Source organism: Microcoleus anatoxicus, assembly GCF_042465725.1.
Lineage (GTDB): Bacteria > Cyanobacteriota > Cyanobacteriia > Cyanobacteriales > Microcoleaceae > Microcoleus > Microcoleus anatoxicus.
Genome location: NZ_CP120853.1, coordinates 1,105,459 through 1,131,316, shown reverse-complemented (window position 1 = coordinate 1,131,316; position 25,858 = coordinate 1,105,459). Strand labels below are relative to the sequence as shown.

Genomic DNA, 25,858 nt, shown 5'->3' with positions numbered 1-25,858 from the left:
GATGTTAGATTTTTTAATTAATTTCAATTTATTTATTGGTGATTGATTGAATGTTGATTAATTTATTTTTTGGGAGCATCCTGATTTCGCATAGGCGAAGCATGACCGCAGACATTTTATTAGTCATAACCACAGATTTACCGCGGTCATGCTTCGCCCCTACGAATATATTGGCAAAACTGAGATGCACCCATTTTTTTTAACTTTTGTTATTTAATAAAAGCTTTGAATTTTAGATTAAGTCTTTGGCTGTAAATCGTAATTAATTATATCATCAAACAGCTTTTTTTTCAATCTAAAATCCAAAATCCACACTATCAAGAATTACTTGACCCGGAGTGCTCTGTTTGTGCTGCTTTGTTCTGATTCACGAACTTTTTTGCCTCTCCAAAGTAACCGCATGGGTGTGCCTGTAAAGCCTAGGTGTTTGCGAAATTGGCTTTCCATGTAGCGCCGATAGTTTTCGGTGAAGCGTTTGGTGTCGTTGACAAATAGGGCGATGGTTGGTGGTTGCGATCGCACTTGAGTGCCGTAATAGATTTTGCCTTGTTTTCCTTGGCGTGTCACTGGGGCGGAGTGCCAGCTTGTGGCTTCTTCTATGACTTCATTAATGACGGCGGTGGTGACGCGGCGTTTGTGTTCGCTGGATGCTTTATCTACTAATTCAATGGTTTTTTCTACTCGCTGTCCTGTCATGGCGCTGACAAAAATCATTTCTGCCCAATCGAGGAAATAAAGTCGAGCTCTGACTTCTTTTTCGTATTCGTAGATGGTATCGGATTCTTTGTCTTCTACGGCGTCCCATTTGTTGACGACGATGATGCAGGCTCTACCTTCTTGGCTGATGCGATCGGCTAATTTTTGGTCTTGATCGGTAACGCCATCAATGGCATCTATTACTAGCAGCACGACATCAGCGCGACGGATGGCTTTGAAGGCGCGGTTGATCCCGAAGAATTCTGCACCGTATTCCACATTTTTCTTTTTGCGAATTCCGGCGGTGTCGATTAAACGGTAGGTGTTATCGCCACGTTTGACGATGGTGTCGATCGCATCGCGAGTTGTCCCGGAAATTGGGCTGACTATGGCGCGGTTTTCTCCCAGAAATGCGTTTAACAAACTGGATTTGCCGACGTTTGGTCTGCCAATAATTGCTACTTTAGTTTCTTCTACTTCCGGTAATACTTCTGTGGGAAGATAAGTAATTAATTGGTCGAGCAATTCGCCGGTGCCGTTGCCGTGGATGCCGGAAATTGGGTAAGGTTCTCCTAGCCCTAATTGCCAAAAATCTGCTGCTTGGGTGAGTCCGGTAGTTTCCGATTCGCATTTGTTGACGGCTAGAATGACGGGGACTTTTTGCAGTCTCAGCCAAGAGGCGATGGCTTCGTCGCCCCCAGTCAGTCCCACTTTTCCGTCTACTACGAAAATTGCTGCACTGGCTTCTGCGAGGGCGGCCATGGCTTGTTCGCGAATCATGGGCAGAAATTCGGTTTCGTCGTCGAATACTAGCCCGCCGGTGTCTACTACTTGATATTCGCGATCGCCCCAGTATGCTGGTCTGTAAGTGCGATCGCGCGTAATTCCCGGTTCATCGTGGACGATGGCGTCTTGGCTGTTGGCTAGGCGATTGACAATGGTCGATTTGCCGACATTGGGGCGTCCAATAATAGCAACTATAGGTAGAGGCATAAAGGTAGCAGCAATCAGGCTGCTTTGTAATTTTGATGTTTGACCTTTTATTATAGGCTGAATGTGACTGAGATGGACAGACTTATTTCTGTATTGGGTTTAGTGGTTTTTGTTGGGCTGTCTTATGCCTTTTCAGTCGATCGACGCGCGGTTAAGTGGCCGCCGATACTGTGGGGAATTGCTTTACAGCTAATTTTCGCTATTTTGATTCTCAAAACTGCTCCGGGTTTGGCGGTATTTAAATTTTTGGGAGATTTAGTCACCCAGTTTCTCAATTTTTCTGATGCGGGGGCTAAGTTTGTCTTCGGTGACAATTTTGCTGAACATTTTATCGCTTTTAAAGTTCTCCCAACAATTATCTTTTTCTCTTCGTTTATTACTCTACTTTATCATTACGGAATTTTGCAGCGAGTGGTGCAGGTGGTGGCTTGGGGAATGATGAAAACCATGAAAACTTCCGGTGCAGAAACCCTTTCTTGTGCTGCGAATATCTTTATCGGACAAACGGAAGCTCCTCTGTTAATTAAACCCTATTTATCGACCATGACTCTCTCGGAACTTCATGCTGTAATGACTGGTGGTTTTGCGACAATTGCGGGGGGAGTAATGGCCGCTTATATTTCTTTTGGAGTGGCGGCGGAACATTTAATTGCCGCTTCGGTAATGTCCGCACCAGCGGCTTTGGCTATTTCTAAATTGCTGTACCCGGAAACGGAAAAATCCCTGACTGCTGGGGTGGTTGAGGTGAAGGTGGAACAGGTTTATGCAAATGCGGTGGATGCGGCTGCTTCTGGTGCTAGTGATGGGTTGAAGTTGGCGGCTAATGTGGCGGCGATGCTGATTGGTTTTTTGGGTTTGTTGGCTTTTTTTAATGCCGTTTTGGGTTGGTTTGGAGGGCTGATTAGTTTGCCTCAATTATCGCTGGAATGGATTTTTTCTTATTTAATGGCTCCCGTTGCTTGGCTGATGGGGGTGCCTTGGGCGGATTGTGGCAAGGTGGGGATGATTTTGGGTAAAAAGACGATTTTAAATGAGTTTATTGCTTATTTGGATTTGATGGATTTGGTGAAACAAAAGGCGATTTCGGAACGATCGCAAATTATTACAATTTATGCTTTGTGCGGTTTTTCTAATATTGGGTCGATTGGGATTCAGATTGGGGGGATTGGGGCGATGGTTCCTCAGCGAAAGGGCGATTTGGCTCAGTTGGCTGTCAGGGCGATGATTGCTGGTTCTGTGGCTTGTTTCATGACTGCTTGTATTGCGGGAATGCTGCTCTAAGGGCGATGGGTTGAGGTTATCTTGGTTGCTCATGGGTTTCTGTGCTCATGAGCACAAATTTTTCCTTTTCCTTCCAGGTCCTCACCACCTCAAAGATTGGTATATTAAATAAAAATTAAATAATCCAAAACTTTCTTTAATTTATGGTAATTGCTTGAGAGTTTTAGAGGCTAGACATCAAATTTTAGCGATCGGCTATTATGGTAAGTAGTCAGAATTTTAATCTTTAATACCAATTTTTTATGATGCTGCATATATCTCGATCCCCCCTAATAAAGAGGGCGGGCACGGGGGCACCGCCCCTACTAAGGGGGGGACAAGATTCCGATCGACAGTCCCCCTTCCACCAGGGGGGGACAAGATTCCGATCGACAGTCCCCCTTATTAATGGGGGGGACAAGATTCCGATCGACAGTCCCCCTTCCACCAGGGGGATTTAGGGGGATCGAAATATACGCAACGACCCATTAAATTGGTGTAACACTATAGGTGAAGGGAAAGTTAAATTTTCCTCAAAGCTCAACAACACAGTAGGTGGTGTACTATGGCTGTTCTGCAACTAGATGATGGTACGATATACAGGGAAATTGGGGCAATCGCGAACAAACTAGCTGGTTTAAATATTCAGATAGATCGTCTGGCGATCGACAAAACTCCTGCGGTTCAAGAACTGCTAGTCCAAGACCTGCTCAATGTAACAGAAAAACAGCAGATCCTCGCAGCATTTAAAAGCGAATTTGAAATGTTCAAATTCACCGGTGGATGTCAGTGGTGTGACTTAAAAGTGCTGCACCCTGGTTCGCCACAGATTTACGGGATGATGACTCAAAGCTATCGTACTCATACCCACGCCGATGCAGAAGTCATTCATGTTTTAGCCGGCGAATGTGTGTTTGGGTTTGTATATCCTAACGGTTCTGAGGTGAAATTATTGTTGGAATCACAGGAATATATTCAAGTTCCCCCCAACACCGAACATTGGTTTTATCTCACGGCGTCGCTGTACTTGAAAGCGGTGCAGTATTACACCACAGCTCAAGGGTGGGTGCCTCAATATACGAAAAGGCAATTGAAAATCAAGAACTGAATGTACGAAAAAATTGACCATACAGTTCCTGGTAGGGGCGGGTTTTACGAATAATATAGGTAAAAAAAAAACCATATCAATCAACCCGCCCCCGCCTCTCTCCCTCTGTGTCCTCTGTGTCCTCTGTGGTTAAATCATTCTGATACAACCGGAATTGATATTACGAATAATATAGGTAAAAAAAAACCAGCTTAATCAACCCGCCCCCGCTAAATGAATGTACGAAAAACTGAACCATACAGTTCCTGGTAGGGGCGGGTTTTACGAATAATATAGGTAAAAAACAAACAAACTTAATCAACCCGCCCCCGCCCCACGAAAAAATCAACCATAAAATTCCTGGTAGGGGCGGGTTTTACGAATAATATAGGTAAAAAACAAACAAACTTAATCAACCCGCCCCCACTCAATGTATATCTTTCAAAAGATGCGATTAATTGGGATGATCGATCGGGCGAGACTCGGCGGGTTGATGTCGATGGTGTGTGGGTAGGGCAGATTAGGGGTAAAACCCGCCCCCACATTAGATCCCAGGTGAAAACCTCATGTATCCATCAAAAAAACTCAACATTGCTGGAACAAGATTGCTAGATTTGGTGTCAAGACGGGCTATAATCGTTTTGCGTTTTGAAGACCTTAGTTAATTCCTGCCCCGGTTGCCAGCACCCCCTATGTCAACGACAGTCAACACAGAATCCACAGCCGTTCATTTTAACCAACAGGGAGAAACCTATTTATCCCAAGGGAAATTGGAAGAAGCCATCGCCTCCTGCGAGCAAGCTTTGAAGATTCACCCCAATTTTGCACCGGCTTACAAGACTTTGGGTAACGCGCTACAGGCTCAAGGCCGTGTGGAAGAGGCGAGACACTGGTACGCCAAGGCTATTGAAATTGAACCGAATTTTGCCGAGGTTTACGCCAATTTGGGTAGCATTTGTGCTCAGCAACAAAAGTGGCAGGAGGCGATCGCATTTTATCAAAAGGCGATCGCGATTAAGCCGAATTTCGCAGGAGTATACCGGAATTTAGCAAAAGTATTTGGGGAAGTTGGTAAGCCGGCGGAAGCTCAGGAATGCTGGTATCGGGCATTTTCTTTGGAACCACAAAAGGCCAAACCGTCGGAACATTTGAACATGGGCGATGCTTTTTTTCGCCAGGAAAGGTTGCCGGAGGCGATCGCCTGTTACGATCGGGCAATTAAGTTGGACCCGAATTTGGCGACGGCTTACCAAAGTTTGGGTGAGGCGCTGAAAAAACAAGGCAAGTTGGAAGAAGCGACTGTATATTATCGTAGGGCGATCGAATTGAACGCTGCTCATGCGAGAAATGGTAGCGAGGGAGAGCAGACTTTGGCTGGTGCAAATGGGACAAATGGTGCTGTTAAGTCGCCACAAGTTCAGCCACAAATACCGCCACAAGTTCAACAACCACAGGTTCCACAACCACAGGTTCAACAACAAATACCTGAACAAATATTGCGAAAACTACCGAAAGAAATATTGCAACAAATACCTGAGCAAATTAAACAACAAATTAAACAACAAGTTCAGCCACCTGTGAATGCGGGAATTAGTACCGAAGATCCAGAAGCATATAAAATACTGGCAGAAGGCTATTTTGCTCAGGGGAAATTGGAACAGGCAATTTCGGCTTGCAAAAAAGCGCTACAAATTAAGCCGGATGCGTCTCTATACAAAATGTTGGGTAATGCCTTGCAAGCTGGTGGCAAAATAGATGATGCTAAAACTTGCTATGTTAAGGCAATAGAAATTAATCCGAATTTTGCGGAAGCTTATGCTAATTATGGTAGCATTTGTGCCCAGCAGGAACAGTGGCAACAAGCGGTTTCTGCCTACGAAAAGGCGATCGCCCTGAAGCCAGATTTTGCCGGTGCTTTCCGCAATTTTGCCAAGCTGTTGACGCAGTTAGGGAAGTCGGAGGAGGCGGCCGAGTGTTCGTATCGAGCTTTTGCGATCGATCCTAAGTCGGGCACCGCTGAGGATTTGGAAAATTTAGCGAAAACTTTGATCGAGCAAGGTAAGGTAAATCAGGGCGTTGATTGTTACCGGCGGGCTGTTGCATTGAACCCAAATGCTGGTGCTGCTTATCACGAATTGGGGGAAATTCTGAAGGGTCAAGAACAGTGGGAAGCGGCGGTAGATGCTTACAGGAATGCTATTAGAAGTAATCCCGGACTTTCTTGGTCTCACAACAATTTAGCTGAGTGTTTGGTGAAGTTGGAACGGTGGGATGAGTCTGTTGATGCTTATCGGAAGGCGATCGAATTAAATCCTGATTTTAGCTGGTCTCATAACAATTTAGCGGATGTGTTGCTGAAGTTGGAACGGTGGGATGAGGCGGTAGAAGCATACAGGAAAGCAACAGAATTAAATCCTGATTTTAGTTGGTCTCACAATTATTTGGCGGATGCGCTGGTTAAGTTGGAACGGTGGGATGAGGCGATTTCGGCTTACCAAAGGTCGATCGAACTTAATCCTGACCATTTTTGGGCGCACAACAATTTAGCCGAAGCCTTGGTGAATTTGGAACGCTGGGATGAGGCTGTGGCTGCGTATCAGCGGGCTAATGAACTGAATCCGAGTTTCTTCTGGTCCCACAGCAAGTTGGGTGATGTGCTGTTGGAAATGGAACGGTGGGAGGATGCGGTTGCTGTTTACCGGCGCGCGGCGGAGCTAAATCGCGATTTTGCGTGGACTTATTACAACATGGGGACGGCTTTTGAGAAGTTGGAACGGTGGGATGAGTCGATCGTTGCTTATCGCTGTGCTGTGGAAATTCAGCCGGATTTGCCTTGGATTTCGCAGAAGTTGGCTGATGCTTTGAGGATGCGATCGCAGTGGGATTTGCAGGATGCGATGGGTTTGTATCGAAAGGCGATCGCAGAGAATCCTGATGATGTGCAACTTTATCATAAGGCTTTGGAGATTTCGCCGAATGATGCGGGGCTTTATGTTGAGTTGGCGAATGCTTTGGTGCGGCAGAATTGGGTTGATGGTGCGATCGTCTTTTATCAGATGGCGTTGCAAGTAAATCCCGAATGCGGTGAGGCGCACTTGCAGTTGGGGTTGATCTTCGCGCAAAAGAATGATACGGATCGGGCGATCGCTTGTTACCGCCGCGCTATTGAGGTTCAACCAAATGAGTATAAACCTTACCAATTGTTAGGGGATGCTTTGGCGACACAGGGTAAGCGGGAGGAAGCAATGAACTTTTACCGTCGCGCGATCGAGTTAAAACCTGACGATCCCTATATCCAGAACAATTTAGCGGATATGCTGCGACATGAAGGAGATTTGGACGGGGCGATCGCTTGTTACCGCCGCGCGATCGAACTTAAGCCTGATTTCTCTTGGTTCCACTATAATTTGGGTGAAGTTTTGACTAAGAAAGGGCAAATTGATGAAGCGAGTTCTTGTTACCGTCACGCCTTAGAGTTGGAACCCAAGATTTTCTAATTTTTTGTGAATTGAGTCTGTATTTCGTAAGTGGATTCAGGCTCAAAGATCCCATTTACCACTAGAAGCAATCAATTGAGAGTAGAGGAATTACCATGAACCCTGAAGAAGCTCAGCGCCTAGAAGAAGCCATCCAAAAGACTTTATCCACTCATGCTAAAAGCGATAAAAGTTATCTATGGATGGCATATCAAGTAATCTTTGAGCGCGAAGCCGATCCAGAGGGAATAGCTATGTTTTTAAACCAGCTAAAAGAAGGATGGACTCGACCTACTTTAATTGCAAAGATGATTGAGTCTAATGAATTTCAACACCGCTTACCAGCAGGCACGCAGAGCTTTGCAAGTACAGAAAGTCAAGTATTAATCGAACTGGAAAATTTTAAAATCTATGCCATGACTAATGACACTGCCGTTGGTCAAACAATTATTAGTACCAGAAGCTATGAACCTCATGTGACTGATGCTATTGTTAAACACTTAAAATCCGGCGATGTTTTTCTCGATCTGGGAGCTAACATAGGCTATTTCACTCTCCTAGCAGCAAGCATTGTTAAAAATGAGGGGAAAGTAATATCTTTTGAACCCAACCAATACAATAGACAACTGCTATATGCAAGTATCGTTGAAAATCTGTTTAAGAATATTACAGTTTATCCCTTTGCAGTTTCAGATTCTCAACAAATTTTCAGATTAATGACATCAGGATCTAATGGTTGGGTAGTCGAGTTATCAGAGGAATCTGTAAATTATCAATTAGTGCAATCAGTGGTACTGGATGAATTGCTGCAATCAGAAAAAGAAATTAATGTAATTAAAATGGATATAGAAGGGCATGAACCTATTGCGCTGCGCGGCATGGAGAGGATAATCAATAAACACCGACCTATTATTTTTACTGAGTTTCATCCCTATGCTGTCGGTGAAGGGTATTTAAAACAACTGACACAGTATAATTATCGCTTGTTTATCATTGAAGAAGTCGGAAAAATTACGGAAGCTCCTGACACGACATTTGTGATGGATTTCTGGCAAAGACTAGCCGAAAAGGTTAATTTTGACAGAATACATCTTGACCTGATGGCTTTGCCTTTGTAACCATAAATTAGAGATATTCAAGCGAGTCGCGATCGCAAACTAGCCTGTATTTTCCAGGTTGATGCTTAAAAAAGTCCATTAAAATACACTCATACATATCAAAATAACCATCATGAACCCCGAAACAGCAAAGCATCTGGAAGCAGCCATTCAAAAAACTTTATCCACTCATGTCAAAAGCGACAAAAGCTATCTATGGATGGCTTATTGGGTCATATTTGAACGGGAAGCCGATCCAGAGGGATTAGAAGGTTGGTTAGGTTTGCTAAAGGCTGGTGTGAGTCGAGCAAGCGTAGTACAAACGATGATTAAGTCAAGCGAATTTTACAAACGCATTTCAGGTGAAGAAAGCGAAAACCAAATTAATGAAAAGCTTCACAACGCCAGAATGGAAATGGTAAAACAACTCGTTCCACCAGCTCAAGTTATATTAGACTTGGGCGGTTATTCCTCAAGCGACCCAAGAGGTGCTTTGCTAAGTTTTGGCTATCCTCATGTGCCACAAAAGCTCTACATTTTAGATTTTCATCCCGACAAAATGATGTTTCCCGGGCCTGAATGGCCAAAACAAGTTAAATACGAAACCTGTGACATTGAATATGTGTATGGAAGTATGACTGACTTAGACTGTTTTCAGGAAGGCACTTTTGACCTAATTTGGTCTGGAGAATCAATAGAACACATCACCTCTGAAGATGCTGAAAAAGTTTTTTCAAAAGCCTACAAGTTATTAAAACCCGGTGGTAAGCTGGCACTAGATACCCCCAACAGACGAGCTACCCAGTTACAGTTTCCTAATAGTTATATCCATCCAGAACACAAGATAGAATACTACTATGAAGATTTGTGTAAACTTTTGGATAAGCACAACTTCAAAATTATTCAGAGCAAGGGAGTGATCGATCTATCAAGGTCAATTGAAACATCAAGTATGGAGCATTTCAAAAATGAGTTTATCAGCAGTGAAAAACTCAACGACAATCCCAATAACTCTTACTGTTTCTTCATCTGCTGTATGCGAGCAGAGGACTGTTAGAATTATTTATATAGCAATCCTAAATCATTCATGAGGATTTGTAGGGGTAGTGCCCCTGTGCCTACCCCAGCATCTAGGGCTCTTCACGAGGAGATTGCCCCCTACAACAATTACACAACTGATTTAGGATTGCTATATGATAATTATTGATAACAGTAACGAAATTATTGCTGAGTATGTTACCGTTAAATCTTTGAGCGATCTAGTTCCACCTGAGCTTGCAAGGCTGCTTGCTTCCAAGCTTGAGCCTGGGATTCAAAACAGCTTTTTTCTTCTATTGTCCTTGTAATATATTCAAGGCGACTTTTTATTTTTTTTCCCACTGCCTGCGGACTCAATAAAGACCTAATCTCGGAGGCTGCTCTCGCTCCTACTTGTTTTGCTTGCGAATAATTCTGAAACACATACTGCATTAAGGAACCAGCATGATCGATATCTGGTTGGGCCCAGATACTTCCTTTTGGATAAAGCCCATAATCTTCAGTTGTTTTCACTAACTCATACTTAACTGGAAAACTATTGCCAACATTCATAAATTCGATATTAGACGAGTAGGCGGTGGCGATAGTTGGTTTGCCGTAGTACATCGCTTCCGCCATCGTCAAACCAAATCCTTCAGCCCGATGTAGCGACACATAGCAGTTACAATTGTCAACTAAGGCGTGGAGTTCTTCTTTCTTTAAATCCCCTTCTATAAACTGAATAGATGGCCAATCCTCTGCTTGTGCTTTTAGTTGTGCTTGCAGATGGAGAAACAGTGGATGGGGTCGATACTTAACGATGAGTAACACATCATCATTAGACTTTCCAAAAGCTCGTTTAAATGCCTCAATAGTAGCCAAGGGATTTTTTCGTTCAAAGCCGCTCCCAATGTCAAACATAAACAAAAAAATAAACTTGTCTTCTGGCAATCCCAATACTTCTCTGCCCAATGAATTTGGAGGGATAGAAATGCTAGGTGGTAGCTTAAGAACAGGAATAGGCGATACTTCTGCTATGGCTTCAGCCGTGTAATTACTGTAAGTCCAAACCTCATCAAATATATCAAAGGCAAACCGCCCAAAATCAGGAAATTTTGGTAATTCCCATGCCCAGAATCCAATATTGTAGCGATTTTGAAAATATGCAGGATTAATTAAGTCGAGTAATGATTTGTGAGGGTTGGTATGGATGAGGTTGATGGGATATGGGTTATCTTCAGAGAAATTTGTGTAACTAGAATCTAAGTTTCGCTGCGTATCTTCCCTCAGATCCTTGATTGCGAAGGGGATGTCTGCTGCTTCTATGGCTCGGAGAGTACCTCTCACGCCACCTCCGAGTCCAAATTCCCCTGTCACGTGACCGACAACATTGATGCCAAAAGAATAATTTAGTCCTGTACTTAGCATAGCCAATTTTAATCTCCCTCTAACATTTTTACTATTCTGGAAAACCGGATCAATTCTACTACTTAATCGAACCTAGCCTTTGACACCGCTCTAGTTCCGTTTGAATTTGCAGTGCTGTTTGCCTCCATACTTGGACTTGGGATTGATATAAACCTGTTTCTGTCTGAATCTTACGGAGCCGAGTCGATCGTGTAGGATGATTTATCCTGCTCATAATGTCTTCCAGACGAATTTTAATTTTGCTACCAACAGTTTGTGGACTCAGCAAAGACCTAATTTCACTGGCTGCTCTAGCTCCTACTTGCTCTGCTTCCTGATAGTTGTCAAAGACATACTGCATTAAGGATGCCGCATGATCTAAATCGGGTTGAGCCCAGACATTTCCTTTAAAATAGGGCCCATCGTCTTCAATAATTGTCACCATATCGTATTTGACCAAAAAACTATTACCGACATTCATAAATTCCATATTAGCCGAGTGAGCAGTGGCAATTACTGGTTTGCCATAAAACATCGCTTCCGCCATCGTCAGTCCAAACCCTTCCGCGCGATGCAAGGAAACATAGCAGTTACAATTGTCAATTAAGGCATGAAGCTCTTCTTTATGCAAATGCTCTTCTATAAATTGAATTGACGACCAACCCTCTGTGTGCGACAAAATTTGCTCTTGCAGTTCAGGATGAAACTTCCCATTAGAAGACTTGATAAGGAGTAAGACATCCTTGTTTGATTTCCCAAAAGCTCGTTTAAATGCTTCGATTGTTCCCAGAGGATTTTTACGACTCAGCCGACTGTGATAGTCGAATAAAAACAGAAAAATAAACTTGTCTTTCGGCAAGCCTAAAGCTTCTCTACCCAAGGAAGTTTCTGGAAGATAAATGCTGTGCGGAACCTTGACAACGGGAATCGGTGATACCGCAGAAATGGCTTCAGCAGAGTAATTGCTGGGAGTCCATATCTCATCAAATGAATAAAAAGCATATAGCCAACCAGGGGGAAACAATGGCAATTCCCAAGCCCAATAACCAATATTGTATCGCCCTTGAAAATAATCAGAACCTAAACTTTCCATTACTCCACCGATAGGTGGTGTATGAACGAGGTTGATAGCATAGGGTTGCTCGTCAGAAAAATTAGTGTAGGTAGAATCGAGATTTCTGTGCCAATCTACTTTAATATCCCTGATGGTGAAGGGAATGCCTACGGCTTCGAGTCCTCTCAGAGTGCCTCTCATGCCTTCTCCAATGCCAAATTCGCCACTAGCGTGACCTGCAACATTGATGCCTAAATTAGAATTTTGTGTTTTCTGCAACATAGCGAATTTTGTACTTTTTTACTAATGATGATGAAACGGCAAGTGTTTGAGTTCTGTTTGCATTTGTAATGCTGTCTGCCTCCAAGCTTGGGCTTGACGAGCTAATAAATCTCTTTCTGCCTGAAGCTCATGGAACCGATTTGATAATTGGGATTGATTGAGGTTTGCCATGATTAATTCCAGGCGATTTTTGATTTTTACACCTACGGTTTTAGGGCTTAATAAAGACCGAATTTCTTGAGATGCTATTTTTCCTACTTTCTGAGCTTCCTGATAATTTTCAAATACAGACTTCATCAAAGAGGCCGCACGATCGATATCTGGTTCCGCCCAGACGCTACCTTTCGGGTAAGCTCCATAATCTTCAGTTGTTGTCACCAGTTGGTATTTAACCGGAAAACTATTGCCAACATTCATAAATTCCATATTAGATGAATAGGCTGTGGCGATTACTGGTTTGCCGTAGTACATGGCTTCTGACATGGTTAAACCGAATCCTTCAGCCCGATGCAGAGATACATAACAATCACAACTATTAACCAAAGCATGAATCTCTGCTTTTTGCAAATGTCCGTCTATAAACTGAAGGGATGACCAACCTTCAGCCAAATCAATTAATTCCTGTCGCCGTTCCGGGAAAAGATGAGCATTGGCAAATTTGAGAACGAGCAAAACATCTTGATTTGATTTACCAAAAGCTCGTTTAAATGCCTCAACAGTGGCAAAGGGATTTTTCCGTTCAAAGGAACTGCCAAAATCAAACATGAATAGAAAAATAAACTTATCTTTGGGTAAGTTGAGGTTTTCTCTAGTTAATAATGGTTGTGGAAAGGCAAGGCTCACAGGAATTTTGAGTACAGGAACTTTGGAGACAGCCGCAAATGCTTCTGCACAAAAATTACTGGTAGTCCAGATTTCATCAAATAAATCAAAGGCCCATTGCCATTCACTGGGAAATACTGGCAATTCCCATAACCAGACACCTATATTGTATTTGCCTTTGAAATATTCAGAACCAATACCGGGAAAGTATCCAGCTAAAATCTGTTCAACCCAATTCGGGTTGGTTTGGACTATATTGATTGGATAGGGATTGTCATTGGAAAAATTTTGATAACTGGTATCGGAGTTGGGTTGCCCACCCACCTTTAAATCGGTGATAGCAAAGGGAATTTTAGCTGCTTCTATTGCTCGGAGAGTGCCTCTAGCTGCTTCGCCTAGCCCAAAATCACCTGTTATATGACCTGCTAAATTTACACCCAAAGAATTATTTACTTGATGATTTAACATTCGTCTTGCTTTTTGCTTTCTCAATGTTTATGAATAGGCTTTCACACTATTTAATTTCTACCCAATTAAGTTTAATTTTGGGTTGAGTAGATATTTGGTATAAGAGTGACTAATTTATTAAAAATTAGCCTGTTTTGCTTGTACCATCATTTTTACTACATCAGGCATTTTATATTTTGCCTGCCAACCTAACTTTTCGTTCGCCTTAGCAGGGTTGCCTTTGCCCAGTGCAATTTCTGTCGGTCTGTACAAACTGGTATCTATGACTGTATGTTCCTCCCAGTCTAATCCCAAAGTGGCAAAGGCTTGAGCAACAAATTCTTTTAAGGCATGGCTCTCCCCAGTAGCAATTACATAATCATCGGGTTCTGACTGCTGCAACATCAGATACATTGCTTCCACGTATTCGGGTGCCCAACCCCAGTCCCGCTGTACAGAAATATTACCCAATTGCAGCTTTTCTGGACTACCCGCCGCAATCCGGCAAGCTACTGATACAATTTTTTGGGTAACAAACCTGGCTGGCCTCAGAGGGGATTCGTGATTGAATAGGATACCAGAACAAGCAAATAAATCGTAGGCTTCTCGATAGTTGGCTACTTCCCAAAATGCTGTTGCTTTCGCAACTGCATAGGGACTTCTGGGATGAAATGGGGTGCTTTCCTCGGCGGCTTTGCCTCCAGTGTCGCCAAAGCATTCGCTAGAGCTGGCATTATATAGTTTTATTTTTCCTCCACTAAAACGGATGGCCTCTAGGAGATTCAGTGTCCCGGTGGCAATGCTTTCTAGGGTTTCCACTGGTTGCTCGAAGGACAGCCCTACGGAAGTCTGACCAGCTAGATTGTACACCTCATCTGGCTGAATTTTGCTCAGGACTTGCAAAACGCTGCGAAAATCGTTGAGGGACATGGATTCTAGCTTTACTGAGTCGCGGATGCCTAAGCGCGTGAGGTTGTTGAAGGTTGACATTTGGGCGTCTCGTGATGTGCCACAGACTGAGTAGCCTTTTTCGAGGAGCAATTTCGCTAAATAAGCTCCGTCTTGGCCGGATATACCACAAATTACTGCTTTTTTCATATAATTACCTCGAATTTTTTAGATGATGTTGGTGCTTACTCGGTTTAATATATCTGTGGATACACTGCAATCAAGTTTTGCTAGTTGACTTGACATTCGCTCAAGTGTTCCCTAAATTCGATTAAGGCTCTATTTTTTGCAGGTTTAACTTGATAACTGAGAATTATCGTTGCATTTATGAAATAATTTGCGACAAGAGGGAAAACTAGAAGAGGCGATCGCATACCCATGCTATTGACTCACAGCCTTGTGAATTAGAGTAAAGCACTGGACTCATTAATAAAACAGTTCACTATGTTCGTCGCTTAAAAATAATCGTCTCGTCAGCTTGCTTAAATTCTATATCAAACAAGTCAAACACTACCTCCCTACCTAAAAGAATCTCCTCACAAAAATCTGTTTGTGCCCAAGCTACAGGCGCGGTGAAAATATGACCATCCAACTCCATTTCTACCTGTCGTAATAGATATTCAATACTGCCACCTACTCCTTCTGCTTTATTATTAATTTCTCCTTCCGCCTTAGCACAGCCTAAATCCCTCCCTAATTTCTTGGTAATTAAACTGAGTTCAGCGCCCGAATCAACAAGTATTTTCACTTTTACTGCGTTCTGAGACTTCATTATTAACTCATACTTAGGTTGCCAATCGTGAGCTTTTAATGTCCTCATTCTCACAGGATAAAAGCGGATAGGTTCTACAAACTCGCTTTCAAATATACGCTCAATTACATAATCTAAGCTTGACCAGCTTGGATCGATACCACTCTTCATTTTGTCATAATCGCGATCGTGACTAATTATCCCCTGATGATTGTAAGCTATCCACTCGCCCCGATATTTTTTTAACTCCCGGCGATGAGCTTTATACCAATCACTAGCTGTCGGATATTTTGCTTCCATAATTAAATCACTTTTTTGTATTGTATAAAATAATCTGTGCTTCAGTAAATTTAGGTATTAGGGCTACTTTGCCCATGACCGTCGCGATTCAGACTTTTGCACCTCATTTTACTACATGGAACAAGTTTTGCCGATCGCCCCTAGTGGACTCCAGCCGTTACCGTCCCAATTATACCAGACCTCAAGCGAGTTAACGATATGTTGACAATAATCAAGGATGTATGATACAAAAGTCGATATAGCAATCCTTGCAGGAGTCGTAAAGTTTTTACCCCACCCCAACCCGGACCTTACTAAGGTCCGGGGGTAAGAGAGAAATTTCACAAATGATGCGAGGATTGCTATGGTTATAAATTCAGCAAAGCTGCTGGGTCTAAACATAATATTAATAACTTTCAAGTAACTTGGCAAAATGAACGAGCAAATGGCTGTGACTGAGTGGGACAAAGGCAATCAATTTCTGCAAGAGGGAAAACTAGAAGACGCGATCGCCGCCTACCGCCGTGCGATTGAGCTAAATCCTGACTACTCTTGGTCTCACCACAATTTAGGGGAATCTCTAGCAAAAGTATGTCAATTTGAGGAAGCGACCGCAGCTTTTCGTCGCGCCATAGAACTTAAACCAGATTTTTCTTGGAGTTACCATCACTTAGGGGATGCCCTAGCTCAACAGGAACAGTGGGAAGAATCGGCTATAGCCTTCGGTAAGGCGATCGAACTTAATCCCCAACATTTTGGGACTTACGTGGGGCTAGGTAATTGCTTAGCAAAAATGGGTCAGTTGGATGAGGCGATCGCGGCTTACCGGCGCGCCAGTGAGCTTGAGCCAGAGGCGGATTGGATTCAGTATAAACTGGGGGAATTGCTGCAACAGCGAACTCAGTTGGATTTGGAAGGGGCGATCGCTTCTTATGGTCGTGCTATTGAGTTAAATCCTGATGATGTGGAATCATATCGCAAGCTCCGAAAGATACAGCCAGATAACTTGGAAGTTTGCTTGCATTTAGGGAAGGCATTGGTGAAACAAGAGCTGTGGGAAGAGGCGCTCGCTTCTTATCGCCACATTACGGAATTAAATCCTGATGACGTGCAAGCTCATTATCGCTTAGGGGAATTATTAATTAAGCACGGGGATTTAGAGGGGGCGATCGATACTTTGCGTCATGCTCTTGAACTGAGTCCTAACTCAGACGAATCTTACTATAACTTAGGAGAAGCACTAGCAGTTCAAGGAAACACAACCGAGGCTGGCCTCTGTTACTACAAGGCTTTTCAGCTAAATCCAAATAATATGCAAGCCAATCAAAAGCGCCCTCGGATTTATGACTGTTTTGCCTTTTTCAATGAATTAGATGTTCTCAGAATTCGGATAGAAGAACTCAAGGATGTTGTAGATAAGTTTATTTTAGTAGAAGCTACAAAAACCTTTAGTGGCAACCCCAAGCCACTTTATTACCAAGAATTTAGCCATGAGTTTGCTGAGTATCAGGATAAAATCATTCACTATGTTGTTGATGATATGCCTGAAATTGACTACAGTCAACCTGTTAATCTCCAAGCATGGCCTCTTGACGTTCACCAAAAAAATTGTATAAGTAGGGTATTAAATTCTATTGATTGCAAAGATGAGGATATTATCCTAGTCAATGACTGTGATGAAATTCCGCGAAAAGAAAAGCTGATTGAAGCTATTGAATTACTTAAATATCATGAATTTGTCATATTTGTTCAAGATTTGTATCACGGCCATTTAGATAATCTATACAGTGAGTGGTGGTGCGGAACAGTCGCTTGTAAATATAAAGACTTTAAAGTTAGAACTTACACTAAAGTTAGGTATTCAGACAAAATAAACACAGGGTTAGACATGGGCGATCCTGCTTATAAGCGTTCGGGATACATCAATAGCGCTCAGTATTTTGAACATCCATACCTACTTAAGAGTGGCTGGTCATTTAGTTGGTTTGGTTCAGAATTATCACGTCGGTACAAATTGCAAAGTTTTGCCCATAAAGAAGGTGATGACTCACAAGTAAGAGGTATTGAACAAATAAAATATGACGTATGTAGACCAAGCTTGGAGATGGAATCATCAGGGGAGTTTTATTTTGATGTCAGAGACGTGGATGATAAAGATGTCCCTACATTTTTGACAAATAATATTCTTAAGTATCGGCACTTTCTTCAGCCTAGACAGACAGCGCTGATGGTGAAAATAGGTGGAGATTTTCAACAAGTAGAGACTCAACTAAACATTCTCAATAATGAAGCTATAAAAGTAAAAAAACAACTACAAAAAGGAATTGAAAATCTGCTAAAAGTTTGCGACATTTTGGCAGAAAGGGATAACATGGTAGAAGCGATCACACAATGGCGACAGCTAGTAGAGCTTTATCCAGCATTCACCAGCAAGAAATGTTTTTTAAGTAACCTAGATGGGATAAAAAGTTGGCGAATTAACCCAGAAGATTATACTTTGATTTCAGGGCAGCTTACCCAAACACAAACTCGTCAGCAGCTAGTTAGCCAGACGGGAAATTATGGGCAAATTTGCTATGGACCTTATGTTAGCTTACCGGATGGTTTATATAAAGTTAAAATCAACGTGGAAAGCTCAGATTCTTATGGGAGCCAAGACGGGAGCAATTCGGGGAAGGCTTGGTTTAAATTTGATGTAGCCGTGAATAAAGGTCTGGTAATCTACGAAGAGACTGTTTACAATAATAATCAAGTCGAACATGAGTTTTTTATAGATGTTAACGCTCAAGATTTAGAACTGCGTTTCTGGGCTACAGGCTTATTCTTGGCCGTTAATTTTATAGAACTCAATTTAATCTATCAAACAGATTTTCAAAAATTTACAGCAGTTTATAAACAAAATCATTGGATCAGAAAAATAGACAAAATAGAAGTCAGAGACGATAAAGATTACTATGGTCAATTTATTTATGCCGAGTGGAATCACCCCTATGAAAGGACTAGAGATTGGGCAAAAGACTCTTTATATCTTATTAAAACTGAAAGATGGGGTGAATATATCCTACCAGGAACTATTGCAATAGACATTGGTGCTCATACTGGGGATACTGCATTACCGATGGCCCTTCTCACTGGTTCGACTGGAATGGTGCTGGCTTTTGAACCAAATCCTCACGTTTATAAAGTTCTAGAAGTCAATCAGTCCCTAAACAAGGATGAAATGAATATAGAAATTTTCGATGCAGCTATCATGGCAAACGAAGGGATATATGATTTCACTTATGGGGACTCAGAATGTTGTAATGGTGGTTATGATGATTTGTTGGAATGGAATGCGACGAATCCTGATGTTACGGTAATTCCGGTTAAAGGTGTTAATTTAGTAACTTTTTTGCAGAGCAGATTTGGTCAAGAGTATGATAAATTGCTCAATAGATTGAGTTTTATTAAAATTGATTGTGAAGGTTATGACAAAGAAGTTATTAAAACTCTCAAGTCTATTATTGATGTAGCAAAACCCACTTTGTTTGTAGAATGGTTTATCAACTTCGATCAAGATCAGACCGATGACTTATTTCAGAGTATTCATAACTTAGGTTATTCTTGTTACAATCCAATAACTTTAGAGTTACAAGAAGCAGATTTAAACAAAAAGATCCCGGATATTTTATGTTTACCTAATGATTATTTTAAAAAAGTAGACCAACCATACCTTGTAGATACGAAGTTAGATGCCAATACATATTTACAAAAAAATACCGCTGTCGATCAAGAGGTTACTATGACTATATTTAATGAAACTGGGGAATTCAACGTCATTAAAAGATTTATCAACTCAGGGCAGACAGTTTTTGATATTGGTGCTAATGTCGGAGGGTGGACAGAAGAAGTTTTAAATGTTGTTCCTGATGTAGAGGTACACATTTTTGAAGCAGTGCCGAAAATTTATCACGAACTAATTAAAAATATTACCTCAAAAAACCTTTTTAGAAAACTGATACCAAATAACTGTGCTGTTTCTAAAACAGACGGAGTTACTAAAATCTGTTATTATCCCGATTCACCTCAGTGGAGTACAATGTATCGTCGAGGCTTTCATGTTGAAAGTACCTGCGGTCTTCAACCACCCCAAAGTGTAGATGTGCTGGCAACTAGCATTGACGGTTACTGCAACAGATTGGGAATCAAGAGAGTTAACTTTTTGAAGATAGATGTAGAAGGAGCGGAACTAGATGTATTGTCTGGGGCAAAAAAATTATTGAAATCAGGCAGAATAGATTATATTCAGTTTGAGTACGGCGGTACATACCTTGATGCTGGTACAACCTTAAAGCAAATTTTTGATTTGCTGTCGCAATATCGTTATTCAATTTTTAAAATTTTGCCAGATCAGTTAGAATACTTACCTGGTTTTTCTCCTAATTATGAAGATTTTCAGTTTAGTAATTTTTTAGCAGTAAATGAAAGATTCCGCTCAGCGGTTTTAGCTGAACCGCCCGAACATATGATCGATGTTCCTCAGCTTTGCAGGGAGCATTCAATTGTTCCTGGGGGAGTTATTCATGTGGGAGCGCACGAAGGTGGGGAGTTGAAAACATACCAAGAAATGGGGATCAAGCGAGTATTGTTTATTGAGGCTAACCCTGATGTAGCAAAAAGACTCAAAAAACGAATGGATGGAATGTCAGAAGTGGAAGTGGTAAATTGTGCAATCAGCAATCAAAATGGCACAGCAGAGTTGATTGTTACAAACAATGAGATGAGTAGTTCAATTTTACCATTGAAAATTCATGCAGAGATATACCCTACAATCGAAGTAACTCATAAATTAACAGTGGTGGCAAAAACCATTGATACCGTCATAGAAGAAAGGGAACTACAACCATCAGATTTTAATATCTTAAACATTGATATTCAAGGTGCAGAGCTTCTTGCTTTCCAAGGAGCAACGAACTTGTTGAAGTATATTGAAGTAATTAATACAGAAGTTAACTATGAAGAACTATATCAAGGATGCGCCTTAATTGACCAGATAGATGACTTTTTAGGAGCCTATGGTTTTGAAAGGATGGCAACTACGACACCTTATCATCCGACTTGGGGAGATGCTTGTTATGTGAAAAAGCCTTTAATTACCATGTCTACTCTTGGTATGAATGGCCACTTTGGTAATCAGATATTTCAGTATGCCTTTTTAAAAATCTATGCTAAGCAACATAATCTAAGAGTAGAAACTCCTGAGTGGATTGGGCATTATCTTTTTGGTCACAACGATCCAGTAATTTCTAAAGAATTACCGATTGTTGAAGAAAGACATCCCTCTGTACCAGCACAGATACCGTATCAAAAAGAGCCATATAAAAATGTAGATTTTTGGGGATTTTTTCAATATAGGACAACATTTTACGCGGCTCATAAGGAATATTTTCGCTCCCTATTTCAGCCTACCCAGGAAGTTCAAACAACCATGAAATTTGCTTTGGAAAGATTATTGACCAGAGGAAAAACTCTGATAGGCATACACCTACGGCGTGGTGATATTAAGGATTATTCTCTTGACGCAAATCCCTATTATTATCCAGCCCCTACAGAATGGTATAAGGACTGGCTCAGAGATATATGGGAAAATGTTGAGGAACCTGTGTTGTTTGTCGCTAGTGATTCACTAGAAGAAGTTATCAGCGATTTTGCAGAATTTCAACCAGTAACAGTAAAAGAACTAGATGTAGAATTGCCACATGCTAGCTTTTATCCTGATTTTTATTTGTTGAGTCATTGCGAGATTGTGGGGATTTCCAATAGTTCTTTTTCGTTTGCTACCTGTTTACTTAATGAAGAGGGTAAGTTGTTTTACCGTCCTTGTCGCAAACGTGAAAAATTAATTCCGTTCTTGCCGTGGGATAGTTACCCTTTAGCAGAGGCTGTAAGAATGCAGTAGTATTAGGGAAATAAGGTTGATATTTTGACTAAATTTATCAACCTAACCTTGCACTAACTCTATATTTCTCAAAATTGCGATTAAAAGCTAAGTTGGCGATAGTAAATATTCAGCAACTACTGACTTCGCAGATTCAGGCACTGAAATTATAACATCTTCAAATACAGTTGTGTATCTGCTCTTCCGTGCTGCTAATAAATTGAAGATATCCTTTATATTTGGCCACTGTTCCGAAAGGTGAGGAGGAGGGGGAGGGTTGAGAAATAGTCTGGCATCATCAATAAGTATAAAGTGGTCGTGAGCAGAGTTGTTAATAATTAGAAGTTCTTCAAGAAGCGGGCATTCATCATCCTCGCCGTAGCTGACACCCCCACACCAGTGACCATCTAGCCAAAAGATGCAAGGTTCATTCATTGATGGTACAAGAGTGGCTAGTTGATCTTTTGAATGACCGTATAAAAATTTTACGTTTTTAACCTGACTGTGCGTGGCAACTGCTTGTGCATATATTTCTGGAGATGCTTCTATGGTTATAACAGTTTTAAAATGATCTGCTGCCCAAAGTGCTGTGTTGCCATGATAAGTTCCTGTCTCGACCAACAGTTGTATGTTGTAAGCTTGTTGGAGCCTGGTTACGAGCTCTGTTGGCATTCCCATTCTTACTATACCCATTTCACTCTCCACCTACTCATTGATATTTGTGATACGATAACATAATAATTGATCGACTCCCGATGTATCGGACATCAAGTGCCTGTTTGCCTCAGTCCCAAATTGTAATACTTTTGCAAGAAAGAGCGTCCCATCCGGCTATTGAAAGCACTCGGCCCATAAGGTGTTGGCAGAGAGTTGAACTCCTGCTGTAAAATTTCGTCTTCTTCTGTATATTGCACTTTACCCTCTAGTCGATCGAGCATTTCCAGTACCAAGTCATTAATCTCCTCTGGCGTATTATCCACCACTTTAATCCCCCACGAGTAAAGAAGTTTACTGTTGAGGTTGAAAAAGAAGCGAGGCGCAAGTGCTTCTTCAAAGGTGAGATAGCGATTTTCAACTTCAGACCAAGCAAGTTTGGGGATGAATAAATCCTGACTTGACGGTGAACGTGCTGAAATGGGCCACATATTAGTTAAAGCGCAGGGAGTTCCAAAGATGCAAGGAATACAATTGAGACCTGAATTAGTTCCGAGAAAAAATCGGCAAGAAGTACCCAGAAAAACATCCATCCAATCGCTTTTTGCCTTAGTGTGAGCATAGTCAATGACCTGTGACATAGATGGTAAGGGTTTCATACTTGGATCTCCCATGCGGATGATCCAGCCACCACGGGCTACAATCAATTTTACCGCTAATAAGTAAGTATTAATATCAGCACTCCGGTGTGTAATCAGTCCTTCTGCTCGAAAGCCATCTTCTCGAACGTGGAGACACACAAACCAGGCATTTTTAGGCACTCCGAGGTCTTGCAAACAGTTCCAGCCTTGTTCATAATCTGATGGTGATATGGTGAGCAGCGGCGGGTTTCCCTCTCTTTCCCACTGTTTCTGAACTGCTGAGAAGGCGTAACCGACATCTACTATCTGTCCTTGGGCAATTTTTACGTGGAAAAGGGTATATTCCAAGCACCGCATAGTCTTTGCTAATGGCAGCAAGCGCTCAATTAGATCGGGGTCGGTGATAATGTGGAGATAGCGCCGCCAGTAGTTGAGCAAACAGGGATTGATGACTTGTTCGGGAGGTGCTAAAAGAATTGTGTGGTATTGAGGTCGCCAGCCGAGAATCCCCATTTTTATATAAATATCTATATTGATAGCCAGGTGACCGATCGCACCCAACCAAGGCCAGTTTGTAAAATATTCCGGCGTGATGAACCGGATACCCAAATTTCCCAGGGGATGCTTTTCAAGCTGAGAGTTATATATGTCGATCGCACGTTCAGTAGAGCTTATTGATTCGTGTAATTTACCAAAATCGTAAAAATTCCAGCTCATTTTCATGTGAGCTTCTGTTAGTTTGAGGTAAGCTGCTGTCCAATTTGGTTTGAGGGCGATCGCTCTTTGGTAAATCTCAATTGCTGCTTCTAGCTTGTCTTGCTGTATTAGTAAATTTCCGAGGTTGAAAAGTGCCTCTTGCTCTAAAGAGGGTGTGTTTTGCTTTTGCTGAGCCTCATCTATTTCAGCTTGCTCTATCAGTAAGTTGACAAGGTTGATATGTGCTTCTTCTAAGTCAAAGTTGATGGCGATCGCTTTTTTATAGCTTTCAATTGCCTCTATTCGTCGATTTTGCTGTGCTAATAGCTTCCCTAATTGAAAGTAGCTTTCTGCACGATCTGGATCGACCTTAATGGATTTGCCTGTGGTAGCGATCGCAACTTCCAACTGTCGCTGTTTTGTCAGGGTTTCTGCTAAATTGCAGTAGTCATCCTTAACTGATGGATTGAGCTTAATAGCCTGACTGTAACAATTATCGGCTTCATCCCACCGGTGCTGTTTGACCAACAATTCCGCAGCTTGACAGTAGAAGGTGGCAGCTTCGGGGCGACGACCCTGTTTGCAGAGGACTTCCCCTAAATTAATGTAAAATCTATAAAAATCAGGAGAAAGCTGAATGGCGTGAAAATAGGAGGCGATCGCTTCATCCCACCGACAGAGTTTTGCCAAGGCTTCCCCTAAATTGTAATAAGACCAAACCGAATTAGGGTTGAGTTGAATAGCGCGATCGTAGGAAGTAACGGCTTCATCCCAGCGATCGAGTTTAGCTAATGTTTCCCCTAAGTTGTGGTGAGACAAATAAAAGTTGGGGTTGTGCTCGATCGCTTGGCGGTAAGAGGCGATCGCCTCCTCTAATTTACCTTCCTGTTTAAGTTGGTTGGCTGCCTGAAAATAGCTTGCTGTCATCACTTACCGAACTCTCAATTTCTGTTGCTGATAACGAACCTTTCATCAACCCATCTAGAATACAATGGCAGATGCACAAATGGGTAATTTCTGCAAATCCATAGGCCATTGTCGGGACGAAAAAGTTAATGTCTCCTAATTGACGCAGGGGATTATCTGGCTTAAAAGCTGAAAGGGTGATGACATAGCAGCCCATTTTAGCTGCTTGACGGGCCCCTGCTAGGATGTTGGCAGACTGTCCAGAACTGCTAATGGCAAATACGATATCTCCCGATTGGGCAAAGGTGGCAATGGGTTTGCTGAAAACTTGTTCGTAGCCGAAGTCGTTGCTGATGCAAGTGAGGAGAGCACCGTCATTGAAGGCGATCGCCGGAAAGCCTCCATTTCGCCAGTAATCGATTGCCTGGTGACTAGCTACGGCTGCACTGCCACCGTTGCCAATAAAAATTACTTTTTTTTGCTGTTGGCTTTGTTGAGATACTAAAGCTGCTGCTTGACTAATTGCTTCGGCAAAAGAAAGAGGCAGAGATTTTTTGTCAGTCGCTTCAAAGCTTTCGCTTAAATTTGCAAGTTGGCGGAAGTAATCGGTGGCAAAGGGGAGTTGTGAGGGAAAGGTTTGCATTTAATTTTTCAGCTTGGGTTTTAGTTCATAAGTCATATCAATTCCGGTTGCACCGTCATATCAAATCCGTTTGCATCGGAATGATATAAACAGAGGACACGGCAGTGCCGTTTCCCTACAATTGATGGCGGTAGGGACACGGCACTGCCGTGTCCTCTATATCATTCCGATGCAGCCGGAATTGATATCAGTGATAATAACGGAGGACACGGCAATGCCGTTTCCCTACCCCGATTAATTGTAGGACACGACTGTCTTGTCGCTGACTGTGGGTTATATTAATTCCGATAGTAACGGATTTGATATGATGCCCGATGTTAAAATTTTAGTGCTGAATTCTTGCCAAGCTGCTGTTAGTTCCTCAGAGGCGATCGCCTCTACAACTTGCGGCAGCATCCGCGGAATTTTCGGCACTAACAACACTTGAGTCAATTCCTCAAATGTAAATAGTTGGAAGGCTTGCCCCTCCGTTAAGGTTAATTGGCTAGTCGGTACTGTCAAGGGAATACCAAAAATATAGGTGGTGCAAGCGCGATCGGGTGCTTCCCAAGTCAGCAGGTATTTGGGTTCGGGCGGTATCCAGCACAGTTCTTCTTCGATTTCTCGTTTCATCGCTTGGGCTGGAGTTTCTCCTTCATCAACAGTCCCGCCGAACAGTCCCCAATGATTGGGAGCTATGATTTCAGGTATATTGTCTCGCAGTTGCAGTAACAGGCGATCGCCCTGATAAATGAATGCTTTTGCAACTTGCAGATTAACTTGAGCGGCGGTGTTTTGAACCATAA

General features: G+C 42.1%; 16 protein-coding genes. 6 read left to right on the top strand and 10 right to left on the bottom strand.

Annotation, left to right across the window (positions count from 1 at the left end; all coding sequences use genetic code 11):
• Positions 1-324: 324 nt before the first annotated feature.
• The gene (gene der, locus P2A85_RS04760; protein WP_341733844.1) at positions 325-1,689 is read right to left on the bottom strand and encodes a ribosome biogenesis GTPase Der; all 1,365 of its coding nucleotides are present in this window, start codon (positions 1,687-1,689) and stop codon (positions 325-327) included.
• Between the two features lie 72 nt (positions 1,690-1,761).
• Here der and P2A85_RS04755 point away from each other — a divergent pair, with 72 nt between their 5' ends.
• The 5 genes from P2A85_RS04755 (at position 1,762) to P2A85_RS04735 (ending at position 9,666) form a co-directional block, all read left to right on the top strand.
• On the top strand, positions 1,762-2,970 hold the full coding sequence (locus P2A85_RS04755) for a NupC/NupG family nucleoside CNT transporter (protein WP_377477844.1): 1,209 nt from the start codon (positions 1,762-1,764) through the stop codon (positions 2,968-2,970).
• A gap of 544 nt (positions 2,971-3,514) precedes the next feature.
• Positions 3,515-4,057: an acireductone dioxygenase gene (locus P2A85_RS04750; protein WP_377477843.1), complete on the top strand. Its 543-nt coding sequence runs from the start codon at positions 3,515-3,517 to the stop codon at positions 4,055-4,057.
• Positions 4,058-4,728: 671 nt separating this feature from the next.
• A complete protein-coding gene (locus tag P2A85_RS04745; RefSeq protein WP_377477842.1) occupies positions 4,729-7,533 on the top strand; it encodes a tetratricopeptide repeat protein in 2,805 nt (934 codons plus the stop codon).
• 95 nt (positions 7,534-7,628) lie between these two features.
• Positions 7,629-8,630, top strand: a complete 1,002-nt coding sequence (locus tag P2A85_RS04740) for an FkbM family methyltransferase (protein WP_377477841.1) — start codon at positions 7,629-7,631, stop codon at positions 8,628-8,630.
• A gap of 112 nt (positions 8,631-8,742) precedes the next feature.
• Positions 8,743-9,666: a methyltransferase domain-containing protein gene (locus P2A85_RS04735; protein WP_377477840.1), complete on the top strand. Its 924-nt coding sequence runs from the start codon at positions 8,743-8,745 to the stop codon at positions 9,664-9,666.
• Positions 9,667-9,851: 185 nt separating this feature from the next.
• Here P2A85_RS04735 and P2A85_RS04730 read toward each other — a convergent pair whose 3' ends face one another.
• The 5 genes from P2A85_RS04730 to P2A85_RS04710 all read right to left on the bottom strand — a co-directional run bounded on the left by P2A85_RS04730 (position 9,852) and on the right by P2A85_RS04710 (position 15,637).
• Positions 9,852-11,054: a glycosyltransferase family 4 protein gene (locus P2A85_RS04730; RefSeq protein ID WP_377477839.1), complete on the bottom strand. Its 1,203-nt coding sequence runs from the start codon at positions 11,052-11,054 to the stop codon at positions 9,852-9,854.
• Between the two features lie 58 nt (positions 11,055-11,112).
• Positions 11,113-12,369, bottom strand: coding sequence for a glycosyltransferase (locus tag P2A85_RS04725; protein ID WP_377477838.1), 1,257 nt, complete (start codon positions 12,367-12,369; stop codon positions 11,113-11,115).
• Positions 12,370-12,390: 21 nt separating this feature from the next.
• Positions 12,391-13,659: a glycosyltransferase family 4 protein gene (locus P2A85_RS04720; protein ID WP_377477837.1), complete on the bottom strand. Its 1,269-nt coding sequence runs from the start codon at positions 13,657-13,659 to the stop codon at positions 12,391-12,393.
• Between the two features lie 117 nt (positions 13,660-13,776).
• Positions 13,777-14,736: a GDP-mannose 4,6-dehydratase gene (locus tag P2A85_RS04715; protein WP_377477836.1), complete on the bottom strand. Its 960-nt coding sequence runs from the start codon at positions 14,734-14,736 to the stop codon at positions 13,777-13,779.
• A 292-nt stretch (positions 14,737-15,028) separates the two neighbouring features.
• Entirely contained in the window at positions 15,029-15,637 is a 609-nt protein-coding gene (locus P2A85_RS04710; RefSeq protein WP_341734604.1) for an aspartyl protease family protein, read from the bottom strand.
• 412 nt (positions 15,638-16,049) lie between these two features.
• Between P2A85_RS04710 and P2A85_RS04705 the strand changes: the two genes are divergently transcribed.
• Positions 16,050-21,554 (top strand): FkbM family methyltransferase, encoded by a 5,505-nt coding sequence (locus P2A85_RS04705; protein ID WP_377477835.1) that lies wholly within the window; start codon positions 16,050-16,052, stop codon positions 21,552-21,554.
• Between the two features lie 87 nt (positions 21,555-21,641).
• On the opposite strand, the gene P2A85_RS04700 is transcribed toward P2A85_RS04705, so the two are convergent.
• From P2A85_RS04700 to P2A85_RS04685, 4 genes are all read right to left on the bottom strand, one after another.
• Entirely contained in the window at positions 21,642-22,205 is a 564-nt protein-coding gene (locus P2A85_RS04700; RefSeq protein WP_377477834.1) for a hypothetical protein, read from the bottom strand.
• Between the two features lie 95 nt (positions 22,206-22,300).
• Positions 22,301-24,451: a TIGR04372 family glycosyltransferase gene (locus P2A85_RS04695; RefSeq protein WP_377477833.1), complete on the bottom strand. Its 2,151-nt coding sequence runs from the start codon at positions 24,449-24,451 to the stop codon at positions 22,301-22,303.
• Positions 24,414-25,073 (bottom strand): SIS domain-containing protein, encoded by a 660-nt coding sequence (locus P2A85_RS04690; protein ID WP_377477832.1) that lies wholly within the window; start codon positions 25,071-25,073, stop codon positions 24,414-24,416. Before P2A85_RS04690 ends, P2A85_RS04695 begins: the two co-directional genes overlap by 38 nt.
• Before the next feature lie 273 nt (positions 25,074-25,346).
• Complete coding sequence (locus P2A85_RS04685; RefSeq protein WP_377477831.1) at positions 25,347-25,856, bottom strand: NUDIX domain-containing protein; 510 nt, start codon at positions 25,854-25,856, stop codon at positions 25,347-25,349.
• Positions 25,857-25,858: the final 2 nt, after the last annotated feature.

Bases quoted from the DNA above. Each gene is read 5' to 3' on its own strand.
- P2A85_RS04745 (WP_377477842.1), top strand. From the start codon at position 4,729: ATGTCAACGACAGTCAACACAGAATCCACAGCCGTTCATTTTAACCAA.
- P2A85_RS04715 (WP_377477836.1), bottom strand. From the start codon at position 14,736: ATGAAAAAAGCAGTAATTTGTGGTATATCCGGCCAAGACGGAGCTTAT.
- P2A85_RS04735 (WP_377477840.1), top strand. From the start codon at position 8,743: ATGAACCCCGAAACAGCAAAGCATCTGGAAGCAGCCATTCAAAAAACT.
- P2A85_RS04725 (WP_377477838.1), bottom strand. From the start codon at position 12,369: ATGTTGCAGAAAACACAAAATTCTAATTTAGGCATCAATGTTGCAGGT.
- P2A85_RS04700 (WP_377477834.1), bottom strand. From the start codon at position 22,205: ATGCCAACAGAGCTCGTAACCAGGCTCCAACAAGCTTACAACATACAA.
- P2A85_RS04720 (WP_377477837.1), bottom strand. From the start codon at position 13,659: ATGTTAAATCATCAAGTAAATAATTCTTTGGGTGTAAATTTAGCAGGT.
- P2A85_RS04690 (WP_377477832.1), bottom strand. From the start codon at position 25,073: ATGCAAACCTTTCCCTCACAACTCCCCTTTGCCACCGATTACTTCCGC.
- P2A85_RS04740 (WP_377477841.1), top strand. From the start codon at position 7,629: ATGAACCCTGAAGAAGCTCAGCGCCTAGAAGAAGCCATCCAAAAGACT.
- P2A85_RS04750 (WP_377477843.1), top strand. From the start codon at position 3,515: ATGGCTGTTCTGCAACTAGATGATGGTACGATATACAGGGAAATTGGG.
- P2A85_RS04730 (WP_377477839.1), bottom strand. From the start codon at position 11,054: ATGCTAAGTACAGGACTAAATTATTCTTTTGGCATCAATGTTGTCGGT.
- der (WP_341733844.1), bottom strand. From the start codon at position 1,689: ATGCCTCTACCTATAGTTGCTATTATTGGACGCCCCAATGTCGGCAAA.
- P2A85_RS04755 (WP_377477844.1), top strand. From the start codon at position 1,762: ATGGACAGACTTATTTCTGTATTGGGTTTAGTGGTTTTTGTTGGGCTG.
- P2A85_RS04710 (WP_341734604.1), bottom strand. From the start codon at position 15,637: ATGGAAGCAAAATATCCGACAGCTAGTGATTGGTATAAAGCTCATCGC.
- P2A85_RS04695 (WP_377477833.1), bottom strand. From the start codon at position 24,451: ATGACAGCAAGCTATTTTCAGGCAGCCAACCAACTTAAACAGGAAGGT.
- P2A85_RS04705 (WP_377477835.1), top strand. From the start codon at position 16,050: ATGAACGAGCAAATGGCTGTGACTGAGTGGGACAAAGGCAATCAATTT.
- P2A85_RS04685 (WP_377477831.1), bottom strand. From the start codon at position 25,856: ATGGTTCAAAACACCGCCGCTCAAGTTAATCTGCAAGTTGCAAAAGCA.